Here is a 25,140-nt window from a genome sequence, read left to right as displayed (position 1 = left end):
AGGACAGCGGTTTTGGTTCGCGCGAAGACGCGAAGACGCCAAGGGGTTGCGTGTGTGGTGACGCTGTCGCGCGATCGACGGCGGGCCCGCGGGGGAGGTCTCTTTGCGGCTTCGCGGCTTTGCGTGAACCATGGACGGTGCGTGGGGCGATGGGGATTGGGTTCGCGCGGAGACGCGGAGACGCGGAGGGTTGCGCTCGTGGGATGAGCGCCGTGTTTCGTGGGCCGGGCCCGTTGTTGAACCGTTTTGGTGAAAGCTGCCGCAAGTCCAGACGCAACACCTCCGCGTCTCCGCGTCTCCGCGCGAACCAAAATTGTTCGTCATCCCGGCGGACGCCGGGATCCATGGTGGCGGGGAGGTCGGGGTGGTGCGCCGACGCTGGTGGCGCCGTGTCCATGGATCCCGGCGTTCGCCGGGATGACGAAGGGGGCGGGATCAGCCCTGGAAGCGACGTTCGGTGACGGCGGGGTTCGCCTTGAGCACCTTCCCCAACCGCGTCGGGCGGTCGAGGAGTTCGCCACTGCAATTGGGGCAGCGTTCGTCCATCGCGTCGGCGCATTCGGTGCAGAAAGTGCATTCCATCGAGCAGATGAACGCACCGGGTTCGTCGGCGGGCAGGTCCATGCCGCAGCGCTCGCAATCGGGGCGCATCTCCAGCATCAGGCGGCGGCCTGTCGGACGGCGTCGCAGATGCGATCGACGAGCGTTTCGACCTGGCGCGCGTCGTCGCCCTCCGCCATAACGCGGATCACCGGTTCGGTGCCCGATGGACGGATGACGAGGCGGCCGGTGCCGGCGAGCTCGGCCTCGGCGGCGGCGATCGTGTCCTTGACCGACTGCGCTTCCAGCGGCTTGCCGCCGGCGAAGCGGACGTTCTTGAGCAATTGCGGCAGCGGTTCGAAGCGGTGCAGCACTTCGCTGGCCGGCGCGCCGGCGCGCTTCAACTCGGCGAGCACTTGTAGCGCGGCGACGAGTCCGTCGCCGGTGGTACCGTAGTCCGACAGGATGATGTGGCCCGACTGTTCGCCGCCGACATTGTAGCCCGACGAGCGCATCTTTTCGAGCACGTAGCGGTCGCCGACCGCGGTGCGGACGAGACCGAGGCCCTGCGCCTTGAGATGCCGTTCGAGGCCGAGGTTCGACATAACGGTTGCGACGAGGCCGCCGCCCGCGAGCCGGCCGCGGCGCGCCCAGCCGGCGGCGATCGTCGCCATCAGCTGGTCGCCGTCGACCACCCTGCCCTGTTCGTCGACAACGATCAGGCGGTCGGCGTCACCATCCAGCGCGATGCCGATGTCGGCGCCCGACGCGACGACGGTTTCGGACAGTGTCTGCGGCGCGGTGGAGCCGACGCCGTTGTTGATGTTGACGCCATTGGGGGTGACGCCGATCGCGATGATGTCCGCGCCCAGCTCCCACAGCGCGGAGGGCGCGACCTTGTACGCGGCGCCGTTGGCGCAATCGATCACGACGCGCAGGCCGTCGAGGCGCAGGTCGGTGGGGAAAGTGTTCTTGGCGAAGTGGATGTAGCGCCCTTGCGCGTCGTCGATGCGGCGCGCGCGGCCGATCTGCGCGGCGGGTGCCAGGGGCACCTCGCTGTCGATCAGGCCCTCGATCGTCAGTTCGGCTTCGTCCGACAATTTGTAGCCGTCGGGACCGAACAGCTTGATGCCATTGTCGGCGAAGGGATTGTGGCTAGCCGAGATCATCACGCCGATGTCCGCGCGCATCGTCTGGGTCAGCATCGCGACCGCAGGCGTCGGCAGCGGCCCGACCATGATGACGTCCATGCCGGCGCTGGTGAAGCCCGCCACCAGCGCGGATTCCAGCATATAACCCGACAGGCGCGTGTCCTTGCCGATCAGCACGCGATGCTTGTGATCGCCGCGCTGGAAATAGGCGCCGGCCGCCATGCCGACCTTCATCGCCATCGCCGCGGTCATCGCGCCCGCGTTGGTCAGCCCGCGAATTCCGTCGGTGCCGAAGTATTTCCTTGCCATCGCGTGGTTTCCGTCCCGCTATGCGTTTTCGTGTTTTCCCGATGCGCCAAGGAACCCGATGTCGCAAGCCACCCGTATCCTTCTGGCGCTCGTCGCCGGCATCGCGCTCGGTATCCTGGGGGTCGCGCTGAACCGCGACGCCGCGCTGGCGGTGACGACCGTTACCCAGCCGATCGGCGAGGCGTGGCTGCATGGCTTGCAGATGGTGATCGTGCCGCTGATCGTCGGGCTGCTGGTGACCGGGATCGCCGCGACCGCCGAAGCGGCACGCGCCGGGCGGATCGCGGGGCGCGCGGTGGCGCTGTTCGTCGTGGTGCTGTGGGGCACGACGCTGATGTCGGCGGCGGTGATGCCGCTGCTGCTGGATGCCTGGCCATTGCCGGAGGCGTGGTCGCAGGCGCTCCGTGCCGCGCTGACCGCGGCGCCGGTGATGGGCAAGGTGCCGACGCTGGCCGATTTCTTCAACACGATCGTGCCGACCAATGTCGTGGCGGCGGCGTCGGGCGACGCGTTCCTGCCGCTGACGGTGTTCACGCTCGCCTTCGCCTTTGCGATCACGCGGCTGGAGGCGGAGTCGCGCAAGCGGCTGACCGACCTGTTCCAGAGCATCACCGACGCAATGCTGGTGATCATCGGCTGGGTGTTGAAGCTGGCGCCGATCGGCATCTTCGCGCTTGCCTATGGCGTCGGCGCGCGGACGGGCGCGGCGGCGTTCGGGGCGCTGGTGCATTATATCGTTTTGGTGTCGACGATCGGCTTCATCGTGCTGCTGGCCGGATATGTCGTGGCGCGGGTGTTCGGGGGCGTGCCGGTGCGCGCCTTCGCCAAGGCGGTGGCGCCAGCGCAGGGGATCGCGATCAGCACGCAAAGCTCGCTCGCGTCGCTGCCGGCGATGCTGAAGGGATCGGAAGCGATCGGCGTGGCGCCAGCGACCGCGGGGATCGTCCTGCCGGTGGCGGTGGCGATCTTTCGCGCGACGAGCCCGGCGATGAACCTGGCGGTGGCGCTGTACGTCGCGCACTGGCTGGGGGTGCCGATCGGGCCGGGGCAGCTGGCGGCGGGGGTGGCGACCGCGGCGATCACCACGATGGGGTCGGTGTCGCTGCCGGGGACGATCAGCTTCTTCGCGAGCGTCGCGCCGGTGGCCTTCGCGATGGGCGTGCCGATCGAGGCGCTGGGGTTGCTGGTGGCGGTGGAGACGGTGCCGGACCTGTTCCGGACCGTGGGGAATGTGACGATGGACGTCGCGGTGACGAGCGTGGTGGGGAAATCCTCCCCGCTTCGCGGGGAGGGGGACCGCCCGGCCTAGCCGGGTGGTGGAGGGGCCGGCGAAGCCGGTGCTGCGCACCGCCCCTCCACCACCGCCTTCGGCGGCGGTCCCCCTCCCCTGCGAAAGCAGAGGAGGAAGTGGGGCCTACTTCACGCCGTGCATCCACTTTTTGAGCGGCCAGGACAGCAGCAGCAGGACGATACCGAGGCCGATCGCCCATTCGGCGATGAGCGTGAAGACGCCGTTGTAGGTATCAAGGCTGACCTTCAGGTTCGTGACCTGCCCGCCGACGGTTTCGACGCTGGCGACCTGCGCGATCATGCCGGCGAAATATTGTGCGACCGAGATCGACAGGAACCACACACCCATCATCAGGCCGACGATGCGCGCGATCGACAGCTTGGTGATCATCGACAGGCCGACCGGCGAGATGCAGAGTTCGGCGAGGCTGTGGATCAGGTACAGCCCTGCGAGCCACCAGATGCCGACCTTGAAATCCGGCCCGACGAAGCGGCTGCCGAAGACGAGGAACAGGAATCCGGCGCCGACGCCCATCAGCGCGATGCCGAACTTGACGGGAATCGACGGTTCGCGGCCCAGCGATGCAAGCTTGGTCCACATCGCCGCCATCACCGGCGCGAAGAGCACGATGAACAGCGCGTTGAACGTCTGCGTCTGCCCGGCCGAGATCGGATAGCCGAAGATGTGAAGGTCGGTGTTGCGGTCGGCGAACAGGGTGAGGCTGGAGCCGGCCTGTTCGAACAGCGTCCAGAACACGACGTTGAAGGTGATGAGCACCATCGCCGCCAGCATCATCTGGAATTCGGTGCGGCTGCCCGACACGAAGCTCCAGATCAGGATGCCGGGCACGGCGATGATGAAGGTGCCGAACAGCAATTTGCCCATCAGCGGCAGCGCCAGGACATAGGCGACGATCGAACCCGCACCCGCGGTCGATTCCGCGCTGTTCATCAGGTTGACGAACAGGAGGTAGAACAAGGGGATACCGATCAGCGCCGCGGCATAGATGCCGAGCGTGCGGTTGGCGGGCTGGCCTGCGGGCTGTTCGCCGTAACCGGTCAGGCGGCCGCCATCGAACTGGATGAGGATCCACGAGAGCAGCATGCCGAGCGCGGCAAGGCCGAAGCCCGCCCACCAGCCGAGCCCCGCCCACACGCCCGGAATACCCACCGCGAGCAGCGGGCAGAGGAATTGCGAGAGCAGCGAGCCGAGATTGATGCCCATGTAGAAGATGGTGAAGCCGCTGTCGCGACGGCGATCGCCCTGCGCGTACAGCTCACCCACCATGGTCGAGATATTGGGTTTGAAGAAGCCGTTGCCGACCGAGATCATGCACAAGGCGATGAGCATCAGCGTCGTGTAGAAGGTGCTGCGCTCGCCATCCGACGCGAAGCCACCCTTGGCGATCGTACGCTGCGGCTGGCCGTCGGGCCCGAGCAGCGCGACGCTGCCGTCGTCATTGCCCTTGATCGCCAGCTTCTGCGTGCCGTCGATGACGTATCGCGTCTCCACGCCGTTCACCTGCGCGACCGCGACGTCGTAGCGCTGGCCGTCGATCGTCGCATAGGGCTTGGCGGGCTGGCCGCCGAAGGCGAGCGTGAAATAGCCGAGCGCCATCAGGATCGCGCCGAACTTCACCGCGCGCTTGGACCCCAAATACTGGTCCGCCAGATAGCCGCCGACCAGCGGCGTCAGGTACACGAGCGCGGTATAGCCGCCATACAGGCCAGTCGCTGCACGGTCGCCGAACAGGAAATGCTGCGTCAGATAGAGCGTCAGCAGCGCGCGCATGCCGTAATAGCCGAAGCGTTCCCACATTTCGGTGGTGAACAGGCGCGCGAGCTGGCGGGGATGGCCGAACCAGGTCTTTTCGGCGGCCGGATTGATATGGCTGATGTCAGGCTCGCCGCGGTTGTCCGCGGTCGGGGTGTCCACCATTCGTTACGCTCCCTGAACTGTGCCGCATCACTGCGCACGCATCGTCGTTAATGGTATCAAGAGTAACGACAAAGCCGCGACTGTAAACATCGGCGTCTCGCGGCTATGGCGGCGCCTATGTTCAACGACACCTCCACGCCGCTTTCGTTGCTGACCACGCGCCGTTCCGGCAAGCCGCGCGACCTAGTCGCCCCGGGCCCCTCGCCCGAGCAGCTCGAGCAGATGATCGCCATCGCTGCACGCACGCCGGACCATGGCAAACTCGCCCCCTGGCGCTTCGTCATCGTCGACGATCGCGCTGCGCTCGCGACGCTGATCACCGATGCCTATCGCGCCGAACGCCCGCAGGCGGCGCGGACCGAGATCGAATCGCTGGAGCAGTTTGCGCATCAGGCGCCGGCTTTGGTCGTCGTCCTCTCGTCGCCCAGCACGACCAGCCATATCCCGCGCTGGGAGCAGGAGCTGTCGGCGGGCGCGGCGACGATGAACCTGCTGCATGCCGCGCACGCGATGGGCTTTGCGGGCGGCTGGCTGACCGGCTGGCCGACCTTTTCGGACGTGGTGCGCGATGCCTTCGGCGGGCCGCACGAACGAATCGCGGGCTTCGTCTTCCTCGGTACGCCCGGCCGGCCGCTCGACGAACGGCCCCGTCCCGATCTGGCACGCGTGATTAGCCACTGGCCCTGATTGCACGGATTTTAAGGCAGGTTCGGACGGAAAGGTTTGGGATGGACCTTTCGCGCGACTGGTGTATTAAACAACCATGACAGCGCTCAGCAACGAGGACAGCCCGGTCTACATCCGGCTGCGTGGCACCATCGCCGCCGGGATCCTGCGCGGCGATTACCGCACGGGTGACCAGCTTCCCTCGGTTCGCGCCTTCGCCGCCGAACATGGCGCCAACCCGCTGACGGTCGCCAAGGCGTATCAGAGCTTTCAGGACGACGGCTATGTCGAGGTGCGGCGCGGCGTCGGCATGTTCGTGCTGCCCGGCGCGGCGGACAAGCTGCGCGCGGCGGAACGCGCGAGCTTCATCGAAAATCAGTGGCCGCGGATCCGGGGCTATATCGACCTGCTGGGGCTGGATGCGGCAGACCTGCTGAACGCCGAACGGGTGTAACGGCAAGCTTCAGGTAAACCAGCGATCCTAAGCGTTTAGCAACACAAGGATGATAACCGAGCGATCATGGATCGCCGGTTTCTCGCATTGACGGCCAGCCTGTCGGCGCTGACGTTCGGCGGTGTCTGGCTGGCGGCCACGCCGCCCGGGACGAGCGCAGCCGCCGACCTGCATGCGCTCCTTCCCCTATCGCCTGCTGCTGAAAGCGCGGTCGTCTATTATCCCGGATGCGACGCGGTGCGGGCGGCCGGCAAGGCGCCACTGTTTCGCGACCAACCCGGCTATCGCCCCGAGATGGACGGCGATGGCGACGGCGTCGCCTGCGAAGTGACGGTCGGCCACGGCGGCTTTTCGGGCGGCAGGGGTTGGCGGCGCTCCGGCCGACGTTAGAACAGCCCCAGCGCCGCCACCTCGTCCGCGGTCAGATCGATGCCGAACATCAGCGACATGCGCATGCGGTACACGCGCGGATCGGTGATCTCGCTTTCGGTGTCGTTGTCGCCCGCGCGGCGGTGGTAGCGGCGATCGGTGAGGCCGGCAAAGCCATGGGGCAGGACGATGCTGGCGATCGTCATCTGCGTGAAGCGGCTGCTGGGCGCGGTCGACGTCCAATGGTTGGACAGCACGAGATCGGCATCGGCGACGGCGGTTTCGTAGAAGCTGTATTGCGGCTGCCAGCCCTCGCCCGTGCCGCGGCCGTCGGTGGAGCCGGCAGCGCCCTTGCGCAGCAGCATCCAGCCGTGTGCGGCGTCGCGCGTCAGACGGAAGCGCGCGCCGTCGGGGGCGTCGACTTCCCAGCCGTCGACCAGCGCCATGACCGGCGCATAGCTGCCGCCGAAGCCCGCGTCGGCGATCCAGTCCGCGCCGTCGATCGTCACGAGGCTGAACGTGTGGGTCAGCGGCGGGGTTTCGGTTGCGCCCAGCCAGACGCGGGCGAGCAACGGGCGCGCGTCGAAGCCCAGAGCGGCGAGCGCGTCAAGGAACAGGCGATTGTGTTCGAAGCAATAGCCGCCGCGCTTGGCGGTGACGAGCTTGGCGAACACGCTGGCGCTGTCGATCGCGATCCCGCGCCCGAGGCGGACGTCGAGGTTTTCGAACGGGATCGCCAGGCGGTGTTCGCGCTGCAGGCGGCCGAGGCCTTCGGCGTCGGGGGTCACGCGGGCCGGCAGGCCGATGCGGGCGAGATAGGCGTCGAGATCGAACATGCCTGCGCTTTCGGGACGAATGCTGCGGTTGGCAAGGGTTGGGTGGTGGGTGGTGCCGCCTTTCCTGCCCTCGTCACTGCCGACGCGTTCCCGGAGGCCGCCGGGCGGCTGGGGGTGGAGACGGAGGCTCCGGGTGCTCCCCCGCGGCAAGGTGGACCCCGGAACGAGTCCGGGGTGACGGTGTGGGCGGGGCGATGGCCGGTCCTCCCCGCCAGGGGGAGGTGGCGCCGCGAAGCGGTGACGGAGGGGGAGGTCGGCGGCATCCTCCGTTATGAAGCGCATCGCTTACCGCCCCCTCCACCATTCGGCTTGCGCCGAACGGTCCCCCTCCCCCTGGCGGGGGAGGATTTAGGCGCTGTGACGGCTTCGGTGACGCTCGGTCCGGCGTCATGCCGGGCGAGCGCGCCGGTCTGGAGACTCCTGCCCCCCCATGGAGGCGTGGACCCCGGAACGAATGCGGGGTGGCGGTGTGGGTGGGGCGGCGCTTATTCCTCCCCCGCCAGGGGGAGGGGGACCGTTCGGCGTCAGCCGAATGGTGGAGGGGGAGGTCGCGGGCGTCCTGTTATTAGGTGCGCCGCTGACCGCCCCCTCCGTCACCGGCTTTGCCGGTGCCACCTCCCCCTGGCGGGGGAGGATTTTTAGGCCGCGAAGGCTTCGGCGGGGATGGCGTACAGGACATCCGCCTTCGCCGTCGCGGCCGCCTTGAGGCCGAGCGCTTCGGGGACGATCTGGTCGAGATAGAAGGCGACGCTGGCGCGCTTCATCTGGGCGAAGGTTTCGTCGCCCGTCGCATGGCGGGCTTCGCGTTCCAGCAGCCAGCCGCAGGTCGCGACCGAGGTCATCGTCAGGAAGGGGTAACTGGCGGCGAGCTTGTCGTCGGCGTCTGCGGTGGCGAGGCGGTGGGCGATCTGGTCGACCGCGTCGATCAGCGCGACGAGATCCGGGTGCTGTGCCTCGGCGCGCATGTCGGCGACGAGCGCGGCGAAGGCGGCGCCGTTTTCCAAACCGAGCTTGCGGCCGACGAGGTCGGCGGCCTGGATGCCGTTGGTGCCTTCGTAGATCGGCGTAATGCGCGCATCGCGGAAATACTGCGCGGCGCCGGTTTCCTCGACATAGCCCATGCCGCCATGCACCTGGACGCCGAGGCTGGCGACTTCGTTGCCGATATCGGTGCCGTGCGCCTTGGCGAGCGGCGTCACCACCTCCAGCCGGTTCTTCGCCGCGGCATCGCCGAGGGCGGCGCGGTCGACCTGCCCCGCGGCATAATAGACGAGCGCGCGCGCCGCCTGGGTCTGCGCCTTCATGCGTAGCAGCATGCGGCGGACGTCGGGGTGTTCGACGATGCGCACCGGGTTCTTGTCGGGCGAGCCGGCGCGGGCGGACTGGACGCGTTCGAGGGCATAGGCGACCGCCTTTTGCGTCGCGCCTTCGGCCACCTGCACGCCCTGCAGGCCGACGTTGAGGCGGGCGTTGTTCATCATCGTGAACATCGCGCGCATGCCGCCATGTTCGGGGCCGATCAGCTCGCCGATGCAATCGTCATGGTCGCCGAACGACAGCACGCAGGTCGGCGAGGCGTGCAGGCCCATCTTGTGCTCGATCGACACGACGCGCACGTCGTTGAAGTCGCCGGGCGTGCCGTCCGCGTTGAGGCGATATTTGGGGACGAGGAACAGGCTGATGCCGCGCGTGCCGGCGGGCGCATCGGGGGTGCGGGCGAGGACGAGGTGGACGATATTGTCCGCCATGTCGTGGTCGCCGAACGAAATGTAGATTTTCGTGCCCTTGATCGACCATTTGCCGTCACCCAGCGGCTTGGCGGTCGAGCGCAGCGCGCCGACGTCGCTGCCCGCCTGCGGTTCGGTGAGGTTCATCGTGCCCGTCCAGGCGCCGGTGGCGAGGTGGGGCAGATATTGCGCCTGCTGGTCGGGCGTGCCGTGGTGGATCAGCGCCTCGATCGCGCCGACGGTGAGCGTCGGGCAGAGCGCGAAGCCCATGTTGGCGCTGCCCAACGTATCGAGCACCGCGGTCTGGATCGCGAAGGGCAGGCCCTGGCCGCCGAAATCCTCCGGCACGCCGATCGTGCCCCAGCCGCCCTCGACGTAATCCTTATACGCCTTGATGAAATTGGCCGGCATATGGACGCCGTCGGGGGTCCATGTCGCGCCGACGGTGTCGCCTTCGCGGTTGAGCGGCGCCCATTCGCCCGCGGCGAAGGTCGCGACGCCCTCCAGCACGGCATCGACCACGTCGGCGCTGGCGGCGGCAAAGCGATCCGTGTTCGCCAGTTCGTCGATCTTCACGACATGCTCCAGCACGAAACGCTGGTCGGCGACGGCGGCGGTAAAGGACATCATTCTCTCCCAAGGATCAGCACGATATAGCGTCGGAAAATGGCCGATCCAAACCCGCGAATCTTACCCTACGGCATGGCCGCGATCGACGAGGCGGCCGCGCGAATCGCCCGCGGCGAATGCGTCGCGGTGCCGACCGAAACGGTCTATGGCCTCGCCGCCGACGCGCGGAATGCCACGGCCGTGGCGGGCATCTATGCGGCGAAGGGGCGGCCGAGCTTCAATCCGCTGATCGTGCATGTGCCCGATCTAGCGGCGGCGGAGCAGCTTGCCGTGTTCGATGCGGACGCGCGGGCGCTGGCGGCGCGCTTCTGGCCCGGGCCGCTGACGCTGGTGCTGCCGCTGCGGGCCGACGCCGGGATCGCCGCGCTGGTGACGGCGGGGCTGGAGACGATCGCGCTGCGCGTGCCGCGGCATCGCGCGATGCAGGCGTTGCTCGCCGCCGGCGGGGCGCCACTCGCCGCGCCCTCAGCCAACGCGAGCAACGGGCTGAGCCCGACGCGGGCGGAGCATGTGGCGAAGAGCCTGGGACCGCGGGTGCCGCTGATCATCGACGACGGCGCGTGCGCGGCGGGGGTGGAATCGACGATTGTCGCCGGGAGGACGATCCTGCGGCCGGGGCCGATCGCGGCGGCGGACCTGCCCTTCCCCGTGACGCGACGTGCCGAGGGCGCGGCGATCACCGCGCCGGGTCAGCTCGCGACGCATTATGCCCCCGTCAAGCCGCTGCGGCTGGAGGCGACCGAGCGGCGCGCGGGCGAATGGCTGATCGGCTATGACTCTATAATAGGGGACGACACGCTGTCGGCGTCGGGCGACCTGATAGAGGCGGCGGCGCGGCTGTTCGATGCGCTGCACCGGGCCGATGCGAGCGACGCCCCGGGGATCGCGATCGCGCCGATCCCGCACGAGGGGCTGGGCGAGGCGATCAACGACCGGCTGACGCGCGCGGCGCATCGGTAACGGCGCCCGGTTGGGGGCGGTCCGGCCGCCCCGCACGCCGCGTCACCCCGGACTGGTTCCGGGGTCCACCGGGCCGCGGGGGCGCGGCTGGAGGCTCTGGCCATCCCCCTCGCCGCAGAGTGGACCCCGGAACAAGTCCGGGGTGACGGTGTGGGTGGGGTGGGCGTTGCGCGCCACACATGCCGAACGACACGATGGTCGCCGGAAGACGGAGAACGAGCGGCGGGCGTTGCGTGCGGCATCACGCCGAAAACCCCGGCGGTCGCTGGCGACCACCGGGGCTCTGGCTTGCTCGACCTTGGGGGACGAGCTCGGTCCGGCGCCGGCACCCTTGGGGGGGGCGGTGCCCGCGCCGAAGTACGCGGTTACTGAAAGTCGTCGGCTGCCGTTACTGGAGCAGCTTCATCACGCCCTGCTGGCTCTGGTTCGCCTGCGCGAGCATCGCGGTCGAGGCCTGGCTGAGGATCTGCGCCTTGGCGAGGTTGGTCGTCTCGGACGAGAAATCCGCGTCCGTGATCTGGCTCTTCGCCGCGGTCAGGTTGGTGGAGTTGGTGGTGAGGTTGTTCACCGCCGACTGCAGCTGGTTCTGCGCGGCGCCAAGGCCGGCGCGATAGGTGCTGACCGTCTTCAGCGCCGAGTCCACCGTGGCAAGCGCGGTGTTGGTCGCGGTGGTGAGGTCGATCGACGTCGCGTTGGTGATCGTCGTGTCGTCGGTCAGCTTGTTGAACTTGACGTTCACCGAGTCGGCCGCATTCGCACCCGCCTGGATCTTGAAGGTGCTGTAGGCGGGCGCCACCGGTGCCGGCGCCGCGGTGGCGGCGGTGACCGTGCCGGCCGACGCGTCGAACAGCTTGTTGCCGTTGAACTGCGTGTTGGCGAGCGTCGAGGTGATCTGCGTCGACAGGGCGGAGACTTCGGCCTGCATGTTGGCCTTGTCCGACGTGCTGTAGGTGCCGCTGGTCGCCTGCACGGTCAGTTCGCGGACACGCTGCAGCATGTTGGAGACTTCACCCAACGCGCCTTCCGCGGTCTGCGCCATCGCGATGCCGTCGTTGGCGTTGCGGATGCCCTGGTTCATGCCCCGGATCTGGGCCGTCATCGTATCGGAAATCGCGAGGCCGGCAGCGTCGTCCTTCGCCGAGTTGATGCGCTGCCCGGTCGACAGGCGCTGCATCGCGGTGGACAACGCGGCATTCGCGTTGGTGGAGGCATTGGCGGCGCGCAGCGATGCCACGTTTGTGCCGATGACGGTCATGATCGTTCCTTCTGTAAGGGGGGTTAGGAAGGAGCCTCTCCGTCACCGCGAAGGTGACGGAGCTGCGCGGGTAGCGGAACCTTACTGGAGCAGCTTGAGCACGCCCTGCTGGCTCTGATTGGCCTGGGACAGCATCGCGGTGGATGCCTGGCTCAGGATCTGCGCCTTGGCGAGGGCAGTCGTTTCGGCCGAGAAATCGGCGTCCGTGATCTGGCTCTTCGCCGAGGTAAGATTGGTGGAGTTGGTGGTGAGGTTGTTCACCGCCGACTGGAGCTGGTTCTGCGCGGCACCCAGGCCGGCGCGGTAGGTGCTGACCGTCTTCAGTGCCGAGTCGACCGTGGCGAGCGCGGTGTTGGTTGCGCTGGTGAGGTCGAGCGACGTCGCGTTGGTGATCGTCGTGTCGTCGGTCAGCTTGTTGAGCTTCAGGTTGATCGCATCCGCCGAGTTCGCACCCGCCTGGATCTTGATCGTGCTGTAGGCGGGCGCCACCGGGGCCGGTGCGGCGGTTGCCGCGGTCACGGTGCCGGCCGATGCGTCGAACAGCTTGTTGCCGTTGAACTGCGTGTTGGCGAGCGTCGAGGTGATCTGCGCGCTGAGCGCGGTGACTTCGGCCTGCATGTTCGTCTTGTCGGACGAGCTGTAGGTGCCGCTGGTCGCCTGCACGGTCAGTTCGCGGACACGCTGGAGCATGTTGGACACTTCGCCCAGCGCGCCTTCGGCGGTCTGCGCCATCGCGATGCCGTCGTTGGCGTTGCGGATGCCCTGGTTCATGCCGCGGATCTGCGCGGTCATCGTGTCCGAGATCGCCATGCCGGCGGCGTCGTCCTTCGCCGAGTTGATGCGCTGCCCGGTCGACAGGCGCTGCATGGACGTTTGCAGCATCGCGTTGGCGGAGGTGGAAGCATTAGCCGCGCGGAGCGAGGCGACGTTGGTGCCGATAACAGCCATGTGGAATTCCTTGGTTGGTTATTGGCACCTCACCGCCGCCCCCCCTGGGCGAAAGGCTGAGCTACCATGTTGGGATACGGCCGGACGCGGTCCGAACTTGCGGAATTTATCCGGCCGTCAGGGAGGACATTACTGGAGCAGCTTGAGCACGCCCTGCTGGCTCTGGTTGGCCTGGCTGAGCATCGCGGTGGAGGCCTGGCTCAGGATCTGCGCCTTGGCGAGGGCGGTCGTTTCGGCCGAGAAGTCGGCGTCCGTGATCTGGCTCTTCGCCGCGGTAAGATTGGTCGCGTTGGTGGTGAGGTTGTTCACCGCCGACTGGAGCTGGTTCTGCGCGGCACCCAGGCCGGCGCGATAGGTGCTGACCGTCTTGAGCGCGGTGTCGACGGTGGCGAGCGCCGAGTTGTCGGCGGTCGTCAGGTCGATGCCGGGGACCGGCGCCGGCGCCGGAGCGGTGGCATCGCCGATCACGGCGGTCAGCGAAGCGTTGTTGGTCAGCTTGTTGAACGTCAGGCTGACCGCGTCGGCGGCGTTGGCGCCCGCCTGGATCTTGAACGTGCTCGACACGGCGACGACGGGGGCCGGCGCGGTGCCGGTCGTGTTGACGGTGCCGGCCGTTGCGTCGAACAGCTTGTTGCCGTTGAACTGCGTGTTGGCGAGCGTCGAGGTGATCTGCGTCTTCAGCGCCGAGACTTCGGCCTGCATGTTCGTCTTGTCCGACGAGCTGTAGGTGCCGCTGGTCGCCTGCACGGTCAGTTCGCGAACGCGCTGCAGCATGTTGGCGACTTCGCCCAGCGCGCCTTCGGCGGTCTGCGCCATCGCGATGCCGTCGTTGGCGTTGCGGATGCCCTGGTTCATGCCGCGGATCTGCGCGGTCATCGTGTCCGAGATCGCCATGCCGGCGGCATCGTCCTTCGCCGAATTGATGCGCTGCCCGGTCGACAGGCGCTCCATCGACGTCTGCAGCGCCTGGTTGGCGGCCGTCGACGCATTGGCGGCGCGGATCGAAGCAACGTTAGTACCGATAACAGCCATGAGAACCTCCATTGGTCTGCGGCCTGTCGCTGCCTCGTTGGCGAGGAAGGCCGAGCCGTCATGGTGGGTAACGGCCGGTCGAAACGGGCTTTAAGCAAAAAAAATCGCGGGCCATCGGCGATGGCCGGGAACCCGGATTGCGCGGCAGGAGAAAGCACGCGCCTGCATGCAGGCACGTGCGGCGTACGCGGGCACGGGTGCGGGGCGGGCGCGGCGCGCGCGCACGAGCGCCCGGAAATATTTTGCCGGGCGGCAACCGTTTTAACGACCCGTTTACCAGTCTTGCCGCATTTCAACGCTCATCCTTGGGGGATGACCATGCGTTCGATTTTTCCTTCCGCTGCAGTGATGCAGCGCAAATATGCGCTCGTTTCGGGCCTGCGCGCCCAGGGCTTCGGGATCGGATCGTTCGAATCCGGCCAGCCCGCAGCCACCGACCTGTTCCTGGTCGCCGAGGGCGAGGCCCCGCCGGCCCCGGCGCGCACGGTCATCATCGGCGACGGCCCGCGCCACGTCGTGCCCTCGCAGGGCGGCAATCCGGCGCGCATCGCCTTCGGTCCCGAAGACGCCGCGGTCGGCAACGGCTTTGCCCGCGCGCTGGTCGCCGGCCCCGACACGCCCACTGCCGCGGACCCCGAGAGCCTGGCGCTGCTGGCGCTGGCCGAACGCGTCGCGCAGGCGGACATCACCGTGCTGATCAACGGGCCGACCGGCACCGGCAAGGAAGTGCTGGCGCGCGCCATCCACAACAATTCGCCCCGCAAGAACGGGCCGTTCGTCGCGATCAACTGCGCCGCGCTGCCCGAAACCATGCTGGAGGCGCTGCTGTTCGGCCACCAGAAGGGCGCATTCACCGGCGCCTCGTCGGGCGGCGAAGGCTTCTTCCGCGCGGCCGACGGCGGCACGATCCTGCTCGACGAGATCGCCGAGATGCCGCTGCAATTGCAGGCCAAGCTGCTGCGCGTGCTGCAGGAGCGCGAGGTGGTGCCGATCGGCGCCTCCGTGCCGCAGCCCATCGACGTACGCGTCGTCGCCTGCGCCAACCGCGACCTGCAGGCCGAAGTCGCCGCGGGCCGCTTCCGCGCCGATCTCTACTACCGCCTGTCGGTCTTCCCACTCAGCACCAAGCCGCTTGCCGACCGCACGCAGGACATTCCGGCGCTCGCCGCGACGATGATCCTGCGCCATGCCGGAACCCGCGCGGTGGTGCCGTGGCCGACCGCCGAGGCGGTCGAGACGCTGATCCGCCACGACTGGCCGGGCAACGTGCGCGAGCTGGAGAACGTGATCCAGCGCGCGCTGCTGTTCGCCGGCGGCGACACGATCGAGGCGAGCCACATCGTGTTCGACCGCCCGATCAGCTTCACCTTCCGCGAAACCAGCCCGGTGACGCCGCTGTTCGCGGTCGCGCCTGCCGCCCCTGCCCTGCCCGCCGAGCCGGCGACCCTGGGCAATGTGGTGCAGATGAGCGAATTCCAGGCGATCCGCGAGATGCTGGCCGCGTGCGGCGGCAGCCGCGTCGAGACCGCGCGGCGCCTGGGCATCTCCGAGCGCACGCTGCGCTATCGCCTCGCCAAGGCGCGCGAACAGGGTGACGACCTCGCCCGGCCCGCCACTGCCTGGGCGGCTTCGGCATGAGCGGCGTCGGTGGTGTCGGTGGCGCGATGAGCGTCGACCGCGTGATGCAGCTGCGCGCGCAGATCCTGGAACGCAACCAGGCGCTGGCCCGCGCCGGATCGGCCGAGGGCGCCGCCCCGACGCAGAGTGCCGCGACGAAGCCCGCGAGCTTCGCCGATACGCTGCAGGACGCGCTGAAGGACGTGAACGCGAGCCAGAACAAGGCAAGCGCGCTGTCGGAAAGCTACGAACGCGGTGAGACGGTCGATATCGCCAAGGTGATGCTCGCCCGCCAGGAAGCCTCGGTAGGGTTCGAGGCCACGCTGCAGGTCCGCAACAAATTGCTGTCCGCCTACAAGGACATCATGAGCATGCCGGTGTAATCGATGACCACTGCACTCGCCACCACCACGCCCGGTGCCGCGCCCGCGCTGCCCGAGAAGTTCGCCAACCCGCTGTTGCAGATCAAGTCTGTCCTGGCGCAGCCCGCGGTGCGCCGCAGCCTGCCGATGGCGATGCTGGTCGCGCTGATCGGCGCCGCCGCGCTGGCGTGGATGACGCTGTCGACGCCGACGCAGAAGACGCTGTTCCAGGGGCTGACCGACGCCGACAAGCAGGCGGTCACCGCCGCGCTGACGCAGGCGAACATCAAGAGCCGGATCGACGAGGGCACGGGTGCCCTAACCGTCGACGAGGACCAGTATAGCAAGGCGCGGATGCTGCTGGCGGGCCAGGGCCTGCCCAAGCAGGCGCCCGGCGGCTATGCGATCCTCGACCAGCTGCCGATGGGCGTCAGCCGCGCGGTGGAGGGCGAACGCCTGCGCCAAGCGCGCGAGACCGAGCTTGCCCGATCGATCGAGGATATCGACGCGGTCGCCGAGGCGCGCGTCCACCTCGCCATGCCCGAAGCCAGCGTGTTCGTGCGCGACAAGGCGTCGCCGTCCGCATCGGTGGTGGTCAAGCTGCAGGGTGGCCGCGCGCTGAGCCAGGCGCAGGTCCAGTCGATCATCAACCTCGTCGCCAGCTCCGTCCCCGGCATGAAGCCCGAGGACGTGACGATCGTCGACCAGATGGGCGCGCTGCTGTCCAAGCCCGGCGGCGCGAGCGGCGTCGATGCCGAGGGCGACGCGCGGCTGGAAATGCAGCGCAAGACCGAGGACAAGGTACGCCAGCAGCTGATCCAGCTGCTGACCCCGCTGGTCGGCGCCGGCAATTTCACCACCGAGGTGCAGGCCGACATCAACCTCGACCAGACGCAGGCGACGCGCGAAAGCTATGACAAGCAGGGCGCGCTGCGCGCCGAGACGGGCAATTGGACCGGCAATCAGGCGCCCAGCCCGACGACGCCCGGCGGCATCCCTGGTGCGCTGAGCAACACGCCGCCGCCCGCCAGCCAGTTGCAGCAGCCGCAGGCCGCGAACGGTGCGTCGGGTGCGGCGCCGACGCCCGACCCCTCGCCGGTCGCCGGTGGCCCCGCCCCCAACCCCAACAAGCAGAGCGACAGCTTCCAGCGCGCCTATGACCTGGGCCGCGAGGTGTCGGTGACCAAGGCGACGCCGGGGTCGATCAAGCGCCTGTCGGTCGCCGTACTGCTGCGCGATCCCGACAAGAGCCGCCGCACCGCGATGGAGATCCAGCAGATCACCGATCTGGTGAAGAGCGCGGTTGGCTTCGATGGCGCGCGGCAGGATCAGGTGACGGTCATCAGCCGCAAGTTCGCCGACGCGACCGACGTCGCCCCGCCCGCCTGGTACGACAATGCCTGGGTGCCGGTGGCGGCGCGCAACGGCACCGCGATCCTGATCGCCCTGCTCGTCCTGCTGCTCGGCGTCCGTCCGATCGCCAAGGGCCTGATGGGCAAGCGCGAGGACACGCTGGCCAAGACGAAGGCCGAGGCGGAGGCCGCCGGCAAGACCGACGCGCCGGACGGCGCCGAGGGCACCGAGGGCGCCACCGCCGGGATCGGCGCCGACGGCACCGCGCCGCTGGGCATCGCCGTCCACGAGCCGGTGACGCTCGAGCAGCTGGAACAGCCGCAGACCATGGACGAACGGATCATGGCGGTGCGCGGCTTCACCCGCGACAATCCGGCCCGCGCCGCGCTGGCGCTGCGCGACATGATGAAGGCTGAAGAGCAGTGAGCGAAGCCCCCGCCCCGCGCACCTTCAGCGGCGTCGAACGCGCCGCGGTGCTGATGATGCTGGTCGACGAGGAAGAGGCCGCGGCCATGCTCCAGAAGCTCGATCCCGATGAGGTGCGCGAGCTGGGCACGGCGATGCTCAACGTCGCCGACGTCTCCGAGGAGGAGATGCAGATGGTGCTCGACGATTTCACCGGCAAGGCGCGCGAGCGCAACGGCATCACCTTCGACCCGCGCGCCAAGGTGCAGGCGCTGATGACGCGCGCGCTGGGCGAGGAAAAGGCGGAGAGCATCCTGGCGCGCATCGGCCCGGCCGAAACGTCGAGCGAGCTTGAGATGCTCAACTGGCTCGACGCGCCCGAAATCGCGCAGATGATCGAGAAGGAGCATCCGCAGATCGCCGCGGTGATGATCGCCCATCTGCAACCCGCGGTCGGCGGCAAGGTGCTGGAACTGCTGCCCGAAGGCGTGCAGCCCGACATCCTGCACCGCATCGCGCGGCTGGGGCCGATCAACGCCGATGCGATCGAGACGCTGAAGACCGTGCTCGCCAACCGGCGCAACGGTGGCGGCACCACGTCGGGCGGACTGACGCTGGGCGGCACGCGCGAGGCGGCGCTGATCCTGCAGGGCGCGCGCAAGGCGACCGAGCAGCGCGTGATGCCCAAGCTGTTCAAGATCGACAAGGAAGTCGCCAAGGCGATCGAAGAGGCGATGTTCATCTTCGACAATTTGCTCGACATGGACGACAAGAACCTGGGCACGCTGATCCGCAACGTCGACGGCGACATCCTGTCGCGCGCGCTGAAGGGCACCGACGAGAACGGCCGCAACCGCTTCCTGGGCTGCATGTCGGCGCGCGCCGCCGACGGCATCCGCGACGAGATGGAGGCGCGCGGACCGATGAAGCTGGCCGAGGTGCTGGAGGCGCAGAAGGCGATGATCACCATCGCGCGCAACCTGGCCAAGGACGGCACGATCGTGATGGGCGCGGGCGACGACGATTATGTCTGACGCCTTCGCGCGCGGCACCGTGCCGCTCCAGCCGACCGATTTCGTCGCCGGCTTCGCCTCGCGCCACGACACCACGGCGCAGCTGTTGCAGGCGGCGTTCGCGCCGCCGGTGCCCGGCTTCACCCCGCGCGACATGTGGGCGACGCTGGAGCGCGAGCTGGGCGGCGAGGCACCGGATTATTCGCGCGCGCGCGCGGCCGCTGACGATGCGGACGAGCGCCCGGTCGGGCCGAAGCATTTCAGCCCCGCCGATCGCGACGGGGACAAGCCGACGCAAGGGTGGGACCCGCTGGACGCCGAGGCCGAACCCACGGCCTTCATCGATCCGGTCGAAACCGCGCATGCCGCCGGTTATGCCGAGGGTCTGGCCGCTGCCGCCGCTGCGGCGCGCGAAAGCGGCGACCGCGACGCGGCTCTGATGACGCAGCTCGCCGCGGCGCTCGCCAACGGCCACCAGCTCGACCGTGACCGGATCGCGCACCAGTTGCGCACCACGGTGATGATGCTGGTGAGCAAATTGGTGGGCGAATGCGGCGTCGGCGCGGACATGCTGAACGCACGGATCGAAGCGGCGGCGGAGCTGCTGGCCGATGCCAGCGAATCCGCGTTGTTGCGCCTCAATCCCGACGACATGCCGCTGCTGGCCGATGCTCTGCCCAAGTCGATCTTCGCGGCGGCCGATCCCCATCTGGCGCGCGGTAGCTTCGTGCTGGAAAGCGCCTCCACCCTGGTCGAGGACGGTCCCGACCTGTGGCTCAGCCAGTTGGCGCAGGCGATCGAGCGCGTGCCGCTGCCCGTCGTGACCAACCCGGACGCGTGATGTTGAACCGCTTTACCACCGATTATCTGGAGACGCTGGGCGTCGCCGACTTCCGCCCCACCGCCAAAGTGTCGGGCCGGCTCGCCTCCTACGACGGCCTGCTGATGGAAGCGGTGGGCCTGTCGCTGCCCGTGGGCACGATCTGCGAGATTGGCGGCGGCAGCGCCAACGACACGGGCGCGGCGCGCGTCGAGGCCGAAGTCATCGGCTTTCGCAACGGCCGCACCCTGCTGATGAACCTGGGCGGTCCCGCCGCCTTGCTGCCGCGCGCGCCGGTGCGCCCGATCGGCCCTCCGGGCGAGGCGGAGGTCGGCGCGGCGATGCTGGGCCGCGTGGTCGACGGATCGGGCAAGCCGATCGACGGCCTAGGCCCGATCCGCGGTGCAGGCAAATGGCCGCTCGCCGGCAAGCTGCAATCGCCGCTCGACCGCGGCCGCGTGCTCCAGCCGATGGACGTCGGCGTGCGGGCGATCAACGGGTTGCTGACGATCGGTCAGGGCCAGCGCGTCGGCATCATGGCGGGATCGGGCGTCGGCAAGTCGGTGCTGCTCGGCATGATGGTGAAGGCGGCCAAGGCCGACGTCATCGTCATCGGGCTGATCGGCGAGCGATCCAGAGAAGTCGCCGACTTCCTCGAAACCAAGGTCGCGGGCGAGGCGCGCCAGCGCGCCGTCGTCGTCGCGGTGCCCGCCAACCACAGCCCCGTGCTGCGCATCCGTGGCGCACTGCGCGCCACCGCCATCGCCGAAGCCTTTCGCGATGAGGGCAAGAAGGTGCTGCTCATCATGGATTCGCTGACCCGCGTCGCGCATGCGGGCCGCGAGATCGGGCTGGCGCTGGGCGAACCCGCCAGCGCGCGCGGTTATCCGCCGTCCGCCATCGCGATGCTGCCCAATCTGATCGAGCGCGCCGGCACCGACGTGCGCAGCGGCGGGTCGATCACCGCCATCTATACCGTGCTGGCCGATGGCGACGACGGCAACGATCCGGTCGTCGATTCGGCGCGGTCGATCCTCGACGGGCATATCGTGCTCAACCGGCATCTCGCCGAGCGCGGCGTCTATCCGGCGATCGACATCGGTCCGTCGGTCAGCCGCGTGATGACCGATATCGCGCACCCCGATCACGTTCATGCCGCGCGCGTGCTGCGCCGGCACTTGGCGACGTACGAGGAAAACCGCGACCTGGTGCTGATGGGCGCCTACCGCCCCGGCGCCGATCCGGCGATCGACAACGCCATCGCCGCGCACCCGGTGGTGATGGAATATATCAAGCAGGCGTCGAACGAGACGGTCAGCCTGGACGAGGCGATCGCCGAACTGACCGGCGTCTTCGGTGCCTGACGCCAAGAAGCTCGCGCGCATCCACCGGGTGCGCACGCTGCAACTGGGGCTGGTGCGCGCCGACGAGATGCGCGCGCACGAAAAGCACGCCAGCGAAACCAGCCTGCACAACCGGATCCGGGCGCTGGCCGATGCGGTCGCGCCCGCGCCGGACACGCGCGTTTCCGCCGCATCGATGGGGGCGCAGGCGCATTTCCGCGAACGGCTGCACCAGTCCGCTGCCGCCGCGCAGGCGCGTGTCGACACCGCCGAACTGATGGTCAATCGCGCCGCCGAGGCGACCCGGTCCGCCAAGCGCGACCAGAGCGCGATCGAGAAACTGCTGGAGCGCGCACGCCGCACCGCCCTGGCCAAAGAGATGCGCGCGCTGGAAGAGACGCCGCCCGTGTCGCCACTGAAGGCAAAACGGCACGATCCTTGCTGACTGTCTCGGGACACCTCTGTCCGATGAGATGATGACCATGATCGACACTGCTCTTACCGTCGCCTCTCCCACCCCCGGCCATCCGGGCAAGGGCGCGTCGTCGGCGGGCAGTGATCTGTTTGCGTTGTCGATGCTTCAGATCGGCGGTGGTGAGGACGAGGCTGCCGTGGCACCGGGGGGTGCCGCGGCAGTCTTGCCTATCCTTGCGACCAAGACGGCAGCCGCGACGCCAGCCGGCCCGGCGGCAAGCGCCCCGGCCGGGCGGCAAACGGTTGCCGCTCCTGGCATGCCGCTGCCGGCCGTGACGGCGGCGGTGACGCCTGCGGCGGCCCCTGCGACGGCCCCTGCGACGGCCGAGGTCGATCCCGCGCTGGCGTGGCTGCCCGCGGTCAATATCGCGGTGCCGGCACCGCTCGAAATTCCGGCGGCGCTGGCCGCCAAGCCGGCCGTGCCGGTGGCTGCGAAGCCTGCTGCGATGGCGACGGCGATCCCTGCCACTCCTGCGACCAAGGTGCAGACGCTGAGCAGCGGCACGTCGACGAAGGCGATGGCGAGCACGTTGCCTGCGCCGGTTGCCGCACCTGCCGCAGCGACAATGACGGAGCCGGTCACCACCTCCGTCGACGTCGGTGTCGCGGCGGCATCGGCCGGCGCGGTGCCGGCATCGGCCGGTGCGGTTCCGGTCGAGGCGGTGGTTGCGCCGACCGTCACCGCCGCGGCCCCGGTTGTCACCCCGAATGCCGCCGATACCGGACAGGCCGCGGCCGATGTAGCGAGCCCCGTCGCCGCGCCATCGGACGCGCCGGTGCGCGCTACGCACGCCGCCGAAGCCGCGGCCACGCCTGCGCCAATCGCGCCGCCCACGGTCGCTGCCGCGCAAACGCCCAAGGCGAATCCCGTCGCGACGACGCAGCCGGTCACGCCCCGCGCCGCGCAGCCGTCGCGTCCGGTCGATCCGTCCGTGATGCTGGCGCCCGATCTGACCCCGGCCATTCCCGCCGCGCCGATCGAGGACATGCCCGCGCCTGCCGCGACCACGCCCGGGGCGCCGACGATTCGCCTGCCGGAGCCGGCACCGGCGGAGACGCCGATGGTCGACCTCGGCGCGGCGGACGCGCCGGTCGTCGCGGCACCCGTTCCGCAGCCGGCTCAGCCTGCCTCAACGCCGATCTCGCACACCGCCGCGGGTGCCAAGGCGAAACTTGCCGGGCGGCCGGCCGAGGCCAAGGCGGGTATCGCGGAGGCGCCCGCCCGCCCCTTGGCAGCCGCGACCACATCGTCCGGCACCAAGGCGTCCGCCGACACCAATTCGACCGAGCAAGACGTGGATGACGCGGCGGCACAGACCGACGCATCCGTCGTCGTGCCCGCGAACGTTGCGCCGGTCGTCGATCCGACGCCGGCCGCAGCGACGCCCGCGATCCCCGTCGCGCCCCAGCCCGAAACCAAACAGCCCGAGATCGAGCAGCCCGCGGCGCGGCAGCCTGAGGCGGCGCCCGCACCCGTAGCGTCGCCGCGCGCCAGGCAGGCCACGCGTCCAGCCGTCGACACGCATACGATGGTGGCGACACCCTCGCCCACCGCAACGCCGGATGCCGCCATCGCGCAGCCGGCGCCGCGGACGCAGCACGAAAGCGTCGTGCAGGACCGCACGGCGACGTCGAGCTCGACGCCGCAGCGGGATACGGCGACCACCACCGCCGATGACCAGCCGGCGCCGAGCCGCGACGCGCCCGTCCAGCCGGACACCGTGGCGGTTGCCGCGCCGACTCAGACGCTGACCGTATCGGTCGCGCAGACGGCCGCGACGACCGCCGCCCCGCCGACCACACCAGCCCCCTCCCCAGCGGCACTGGCGCCGGTAGCTACAGCGCCCGCCACGACAGCTCGGGCGCCCATCGCCACTGGCCCCCGCCCCTCCGCCGCTGGCCGCGGGCGTCAGGCCCCGTCCGCTGACGTGGCCACCGCGCCGACCTCTGCCCCTGACGTCGTGATGTCCCCCGTGCCGCAGTCAGCTGCGACGCCCGTCACGGCATCGCCCCTTCCCGCCGCCACGCCGCCGCGCAGCGAGACGGCCCCCGCCGCTGCGCCGTCACAGGTCGCCGCACCCGCGCCGGCCGAGGCCGCGCCGGTCATCGCGGCAGCGGCGCCGGTGCCCGTCGCCGGTGCCGCAATCGTCGCCGACGCACCGGCCGAGCCTGCCCCCGCTGCACAGCCCACGCCCGCCCGCCAGACGTTCGCGCGCGAAGTCGCCGGTACGCCGCGCCAGACCGTCGCGCTCAGCGCGCAATCGCTGCCGCGCCTGCAACCGGTGGCCGGCACGACCGCGTCGGCGGCAGAGGTGTTCGGCGCCGCGATCCATGCCGCGAGTGCTGGCGAGGAGCGCGACGCGCAGCCGGTCGCGCCGACGCCGGTCGCCGCGCAGGCCGTCGAGGTTCGCAGCACCGCCGCCACGCCGACGCAGGCGCCGCTCGACATGCGCCAGAACGACTGGCCGGCGACGATGATCGACCGGATCGAACGGCTGCGCGACGCCGCCAATGCGCAGGACACGCGCATCCGGCTGGTCCCCGACGCGCTCGGCGCTCTCGACGTGTCGGTGAAGACGATCGGCGGCGCGCTGCACGTCCGCTTCGCATCCGACAATGCCGAAACGCGCGCGCTGATCGAGGGCGCCAGCGCCCGCCTGTCCGCGATCGCCGAAGACCGCGGGATTCGCATCGGCCAGACGACGGTCGAGGCCGCCACCGCCGCCGCCAGCCAGCAGCAGGCGGGCACGTCGTCGCAGTCGTCGTCGCAGGGCCAAGGCCAGAACCAGAGCCAGTCGCCGTCGACCCAAAGCAACACCGGCAACCAGCAGCAGACGGCTGGCCAGGCCCAATCGGGCCAGCCCCAAGGCGGCCAGCAGCAGCCCCGCCAGCAAACCTCCACCGCGCGCCAGCCCGACCGGGCCGCGCGCACCACCAACCCTGAGCAGGACGCCGCCGACGACGGCCGTCTCGCCTGATCCCAGTCGTTAAGGAACCCGAGCGATGAGCGACAAACCCGAAGAGGCCGAACCCAAAAAGAAGGGCGGCGGCAAGATGAAGATCATCGTCATGGTGGTCGTGTTGCTGGTGCTGGTCGGCGGCGGCGTCGGTGCCGGCGTCTTCGCCGCGAGCAGCGGCCTGATCGGCGGCGGCCATGCCGCGGCCGAGGAAGACCATGGCCCCAAGCTGGTCCCCAAATCCGAACAGAAGCGCCCCAAGGCGGAAGGCGAAGGCGGTGAGGGCGGCCATGGCGGCGGCGGCGAATCGGGCGGCAGCCACGACAGCGGCGGCGGCAAGCACGTGCCGTCGGGCGGGCCGGGCGATCGCTATGCCTCGAATTACTATACGATGGAGCCGAGCTTCACCTCGAACCTGCAGAATTCCGTCCATGTCGTGCAGATCGGCCTCGCCATCTCCACCCCCTACGACGACACGGTCATCGAGAATCTGAAGACCAACGACATCGCCGTGCGGTCGGCGGTGCTGCTGACGCTGGGCGACACGCCCGAGGATCAGGTGTTCAGCAGCGAGGGCAAGGAGCAGCTGCAGAAGCGCCTGGCGAAGGCAATTAACGATACGCTGACACAAAAAGAGGGATTCGGCGGCGTTAGTAACGTCTACTTTACCAATTTCGTTGTTCAGTGAGG

At 69.2% G+C, this 25,140-nt stretch carries 22 protein-coding genes; 14 read left to right on the top strand and 8 right to left on the bottom strand.

Translation table 11 applies throughout. The annotated features are described in order from the left end of the window. Positions 1 to 435: 435 nt before the first annotated feature. Both SPHME3_RS0106115 and glmM read right to left on the bottom strand, forming a co-directional pair. Positions 436 to 660: a DUF1272 domain-containing protein gene (locus SPHME3_RS0106115; protein ID WP_017980107.1), complete on the bottom strand. Its 225-nt coding sequence runs from the start codon at positions 658 to 660 to the stop codon at positions 436 to 438. Next, positions 660 to 2,000, bottom strand: a complete 1,341-nt coding sequence (gene glmM / locus SPHME3_RS0106110) for a phosphoglucosamine mutase (RefSeq protein WP_018250615.1) — start codon at positions 1,998 to 2,000, stop codon at positions 660 to 662. The genes SPHME3_RS0106115 and glmM overlap by 1 nt, the downstream gene beginning before the upstream one ends. Before the next feature lie 58 nt (positions 2,001 to 2,058). Here glmM and SPHME3_RS0106105 point away from each other — a divergent pair, with 58 nt between their 5' ends. Continuing rightward, positions 2,059 to 3,309 carry a dicarboxylate/amino acid:cation symporter gene (locus SPHME3_RS0106105; protein WP_018250614.1) on the top strand — a complete coding sequence of 417 codons (1,251 nt, stop codon included), beginning with the start codon at positions 2,059 to 2,061 and terminating at the stop codon, positions 3,307 to 3,309. Between the two features lie 105 nt (positions 3,310 to 3,414). Here SPHME3_RS0106105 and SPHME3_RS0106100 read toward each other — a convergent pair whose 3' ends face one another. Next, positions 3,415 to 5,229, bottom strand: coding sequence for a peptide MFS transporter (locus tag SPHME3_RS0106100; protein WP_017980110.1), 1,815 nt, complete (start codon positions 5,227 to 5,229; stop codon positions 3,415 to 3,417). A 117-nt stretch (positions 5,230 to 5,346) separates the two neighbouring features. Here SPHME3_RS0106100 and SPHME3_RS0106095 point away from each other — a divergent pair, with 117 nt between their 5' ends. The 3 genes from SPHME3_RS0106095 (at position 5,347) to SPHME3_RS0106085 (ending at position 6,739) form a co-directional block, all read left to right on the top strand. Next, positions 5,347 to 5,916, top strand: coding sequence for a nitroreductase family protein (locus SPHME3_RS0106095; RefSeq protein ID WP_017980111.1), 570 nt, complete (start codon positions 5,347 to 5,349; stop codon positions 5,914 to 5,916). A 76-nt stretch (positions 5,917 to 5,992) separates the two neighbouring features. Beyond that, on the top strand, positions 5,993 to 6,349 hold the full coding sequence (locus SPHME3_RS0106090) for a GntR family transcriptional regulator (RefSeq protein ID WP_017980112.1): 357 nt from the start codon (positions 5,993 to 5,995) through the stop codon (positions 6,347 to 6,349). Positions 6,350 to 6,415: 66 nt separating this feature from the next. Then, positions 6,416 to 6,739 carry an excalibur calcium-binding domain-containing protein gene (locus SPHME3_RS0106085; protein ID WP_017980113.1) on the top strand — a complete coding sequence of 108 codons (324 nt, stop codon included), beginning with the start codon at positions 6,416 to 6,418 and terminating at the stop codon, positions 6,737 to 6,739. On the opposite strand, the gene SPHME3_RS0106080 is transcribed toward SPHME3_RS0106085, so the two are convergent. Continuing rightward, positions 6,736 to 7,554, bottom strand: a complete 819-nt coding sequence (locus SPHME3_RS0106080; RefSeq protein ID WP_017980114.1) for an arylamine N-acetyltransferase family protein — start codon at positions 7,552 to 7,554, stop codon at positions 6,736 to 6,738. The genes SPHME3_RS0106085 and SPHME3_RS0106080 overlap by 4 nt on opposite strands. Before the next feature lie 638 nt (positions 7,555 to 8,192). Further along, positions 8,193 to 9,911, bottom strand: a complete 1,719-nt coding sequence (locus SPHME3_RS0106075) for an acyl-CoA dehydrogenase (RefSeq protein WP_017980115.1) — start codon at positions 9,909 to 9,911, stop codon at positions 8,193 to 8,195. Between the two features lie 72 nt (positions 9,912 to 9,983). On the opposite strand from SPHME3_RS0106075, the gene SPHME3_RS0106070 reads away from it, so the two are divergent. After that, a complete protein-coding gene (locus SPHME3_RS0106070) occupies positions 9,984 to 10,871 on the top strand; it encodes an L-threonylcarbamoyladenylate synthase (protein ID WP_017980116.1) in 888 nt (295 codons plus the stop codon). Positions 10,872 to 11,259: 388 nt separating this feature from the next. Here SPHME3_RS0106070 and SPHME3_RS0106065 read toward each other — a convergent pair whose 3' ends face one another. The 3 genes from SPHME3_RS0106065 to SPHME3_RS0106055 form a co-directional block, all read right to left on the bottom strand. Then, positions 11,260 to 12,126, bottom strand: a complete 867-nt coding sequence (locus SPHME3_RS0106065) for a flagellin N-terminal helical domain-containing protein (RefSeq protein ID WP_017980117.1) — start codon at positions 12,124 to 12,126, stop codon at positions 11,260 to 11,262. Between the two features lie 81 nt (positions 12,127 to 12,207). Next, positions 12,208 to 13,074 carry a flagellin N-terminal helical domain-containing protein gene (locus SPHME3_RS0106060; RefSeq protein ID WP_017980118.1) on the bottom strand — a complete coding sequence of 289 codons (867 nt, stop codon included), beginning with the start codon at positions 13,072 to 13,074 and terminating at the stop codon, positions 12,208 to 12,210. Between the two features lie 129 nt (positions 13,075 to 13,203). Continuing rightward, positions 13,204 to 14,106 carry a flagellin N-terminal helical domain-containing protein gene (locus SPHME3_RS0106055; RefSeq protein ID WP_018250613.1) on the bottom strand — a complete coding sequence of 301 codons (903 nt, stop codon included), beginning with the start codon at positions 14,104 to 14,106 and terminating at the stop codon, positions 13,204 to 13,206. A gap of 318 nt (positions 14,107 to 14,424) precedes the next feature. Here SPHME3_RS0106055 and SPHME3_RS0106050 point away from each other — a divergent pair, with 318 nt between their 5' ends. From SPHME3_RS0106050 to SPHME3_RS0106010, 9 genes are read left to right on the top strand one after another with little or no spacing between them, the layout of a single operon-like run. Further along, on the top strand, positions 14,425 to 15,744 hold the full coding sequence (locus SPHME3_RS0106050; protein WP_024310346.1) for a sigma-54 interaction domain-containing protein: 1,320 nt from the start codon (positions 14,425 to 14,427) through the stop codon (positions 15,742 to 15,744). Beyond that, positions 15,741 to 16,106, top strand: a complete 366-nt coding sequence (fliE, locus tag SPHME3_RS0106045; RefSeq protein ID WP_017980121.1) for a flagellar hook-basal body complex protein FliE — start codon at positions 15,741 to 15,743, stop codon at positions 16,104 to 16,106. The genes SPHME3_RS0106050 and fliE overlap by 4 nt, the downstream gene beginning before the upstream one ends. Before the next feature lie 3 nt (positions 16,107 to 16,109). Further along, a complete protein-coding gene (gene fliF / locus SPHME3_RS0106040) occupies positions 16,110 to 17,864 on the top strand; it encodes a flagellar basal-body MS-ring/collar protein FliF (RefSeq protein ID WP_018250612.1) in 1,755 nt (584 codons plus the stop codon). Further along, positions 17,861 to 18,877, top strand: coding sequence for a flagellar motor switch protein FliG (fliG, locus tag SPHME3_RS0106035; RefSeq protein ID WP_017980123.1), 1,017 nt, complete (start codon positions 17,861 to 17,863; stop codon positions 18,875 to 18,877). Before fliF ends, fliG begins: the two co-directional genes overlap by 4 nt. Continuing rightward, positions 18,870 to 19,697, top strand: coding sequence for a FliH/SctL family protein (locus tag SPHME3_RS0106030; RefSeq protein WP_017980124.1), 828 nt, complete (start codon positions 18,870 to 18,872; stop codon positions 19,695 to 19,697). The genes fliG and SPHME3_RS0106030 overlap by 8 nt, the downstream gene beginning before the upstream one ends. Then, positions 19,697 to 21,040, top strand: coding sequence for a FliI/YscN family ATPase (locus SPHME3_RS0106025; RefSeq protein WP_017980125.1), 1,344 nt, complete (start codon positions 19,697 to 19,699; stop codon positions 21,038 to 21,040). Before SPHME3_RS0106030 ends, SPHME3_RS0106025 begins: the two co-directional genes overlap by 1 nt. Further along, a complete protein-coding gene (locus SPHME3_RS0106020) occupies positions 21,033 to 21,464 on the top strand; it encodes a hypothetical protein (protein ID WP_017980126.1) in 432 nt (143 codons plus the stop codon). The genes SPHME3_RS0106025 and SPHME3_RS0106020 overlap by 8 nt, the downstream gene beginning before the upstream one ends. 37 nt (positions 21,465 to 21,501) lie before the next feature. Then, positions 21,502 to 24,471 carry a flagellar hook-length control protein FliK gene (locus SPHME3_RS0106015; protein ID WP_063113171.1) on the top strand — a complete coding sequence of 990 codons (2,970 nt, stop codon included), beginning with the start codon at positions 21,502 to 21,504 and terminating at the stop codon, positions 24,469 to 24,471. Positions 24,472 to 24,496: 25 nt separating this feature from the next. Next, complete coding sequence (locus tag SPHME3_RS0106010; RefSeq protein WP_017980127.1) at positions 24,497 to 25,138, top strand: flagellar basal body-associated FliL family protein; 642 nt, start codon at positions 24,497 to 24,499, stop codon at positions 25,136 to 25,138. Positions 25,139 to 25,140 lie beyond the last annotated feature (2 nt).

It is taken from the genome of Sphingomonas melonis DAPP-PG 224 (assembly GCF_000379045.1).
GTDB lineage: Bacteria > Pseudomonadota > Alphaproteobacteria > Sphingomonadales > Sphingomonadaceae > Sphingomonas > Sphingomonas aquatilis.
This window is presented reverse-complemented; position numbering and strand designations above follow the sequence as displayed.

Coding starts and splice junctions, on each gene's coding strand:
- SPHME3_RS0106115 (WP_017980107.1), bottom strand. CDS start 660: ATGCTGGAGATGCGCCCCGATTGCGAGCGCTGCGGCATGGACCTGCCC.
- glmM (WP_018250615.1), bottom strand. CDS start 2,000: ATGGCAAGGAAATACTTCGGCACCGACGGAATTCGCGGGCTGACCAAC.
- SPHME3_RS0106105 (WP_018250614.1), top strand. CDS start 2,059: ATGTCGCAAGCCACCCGTATCCTTCTGGCGCTCGTCGCCGGCATCGCG.
- SPHME3_RS0106100 (WP_017980110.1), bottom strand. CDS start 5,229: ATGGTGGACACCCCGACCGCGGACAACCGCGGCGAGCCTGACATCAGC.
- SPHME3_RS0106095 (WP_017980111.1), top strand. CDS start 5,347: ATGTTCAACGACACCTCCACGCCGCTTTCGTTGCTGACCACGCGCCGT.
- SPHME3_RS0106090 (WP_017980112.1), top strand. CDS start 5,993: ATGACAGCGCTCAGCAACGAGGACAGCCCGGTCTACATCCGGCTGCGT.
- SPHME3_RS0106085 (WP_017980113.1), top strand. CDS start 6,416: ATGGATCGCCGGTTTCTCGCATTGACGGCCAGCCTGTCGGCGCTGACG.
- SPHME3_RS0106080 (WP_017980114.1), bottom strand. CDS start 7,554: ATGTTCGATCTCGACGCCTATCTCGCCCGCATCGGCCTGCCGGCCCGC.
- SPHME3_RS0106075 (WP_017980115.1), bottom strand. CDS start 9,911: ATGATGTCCTTTACCGCCGCCGTCGCCGACCAGCGTTTCGTGCTGGAG.
- SPHME3_RS0106070 (WP_017980116.1), top strand. CDS start 9,984: ATGGCCGCGATCGACGAGGCGGCCGCGCGAATCGCCCGCGGCGAATGC.
- SPHME3_RS0106065 (WP_017980117.1), bottom strand. CDS start 12,126: ATGACCGTCATCGGCACAAACGTGGCATCGCTGCGCGCCGCCAATGCC.
- SPHME3_RS0106060 (WP_017980118.1), bottom strand. CDS start 13,074: ATGGCTGTTATCGGCACCAACGTCGCCTCGCTCCGCGCGGCTAATGCT.
- SPHME3_RS0106055 (WP_018250613.1), bottom strand. CDS start 14,106: ATGGCTGTTATCGGTACTAACGTTGCTTCGATCCGCGCCGCCAATGCG.
- SPHME3_RS0106050 (WP_024310346.1), top strand. CDS start 14,425: ATGCGTTCGATTTTTCCTTCCGCTGCAGTGATGCAGCGCAAATATGCG.
- fliE (WP_017980121.1), top strand. CDS start 15,741: ATGAGCGGCGTCGGTGGTGTCGGTGGCGCGATGAGCGTCGACCGCGTG.
- fliF (WP_018250612.1), top strand. CDS start 16,110: ATGACCACTGCACTCGCCACCACCACGCCCGGTGCCGCGCCCGCGCTG.
- SPHME3_RS0106030 (WP_017980124.1), top strand. CDS start 18,870: ATGTCTGACGCCTTCGCGCGCGGCACCGTGCCGCTCCAGCCGACCGAT.
- SPHME3_RS0106025 (WP_017980125.1), top strand. CDS start 19,697: ATGTTGAACCGCTTTACCACCGATTATCTGGAGACGCTGGGCGTCGCC.
- SPHME3_RS0106015 (WP_063113171.1), top strand. CDS start 21,502: ATGATCGACACTGCTCTTACCGTCGCCTCTCCCACCCCCGGCCATCCG.
- SPHME3_RS0106010 (WP_017980127.1), top strand. CDS start 24,497: ATGAGCGACAAACCCGAAGAGGCCGAACCCAAAAAGAAGGGCGGCGGC.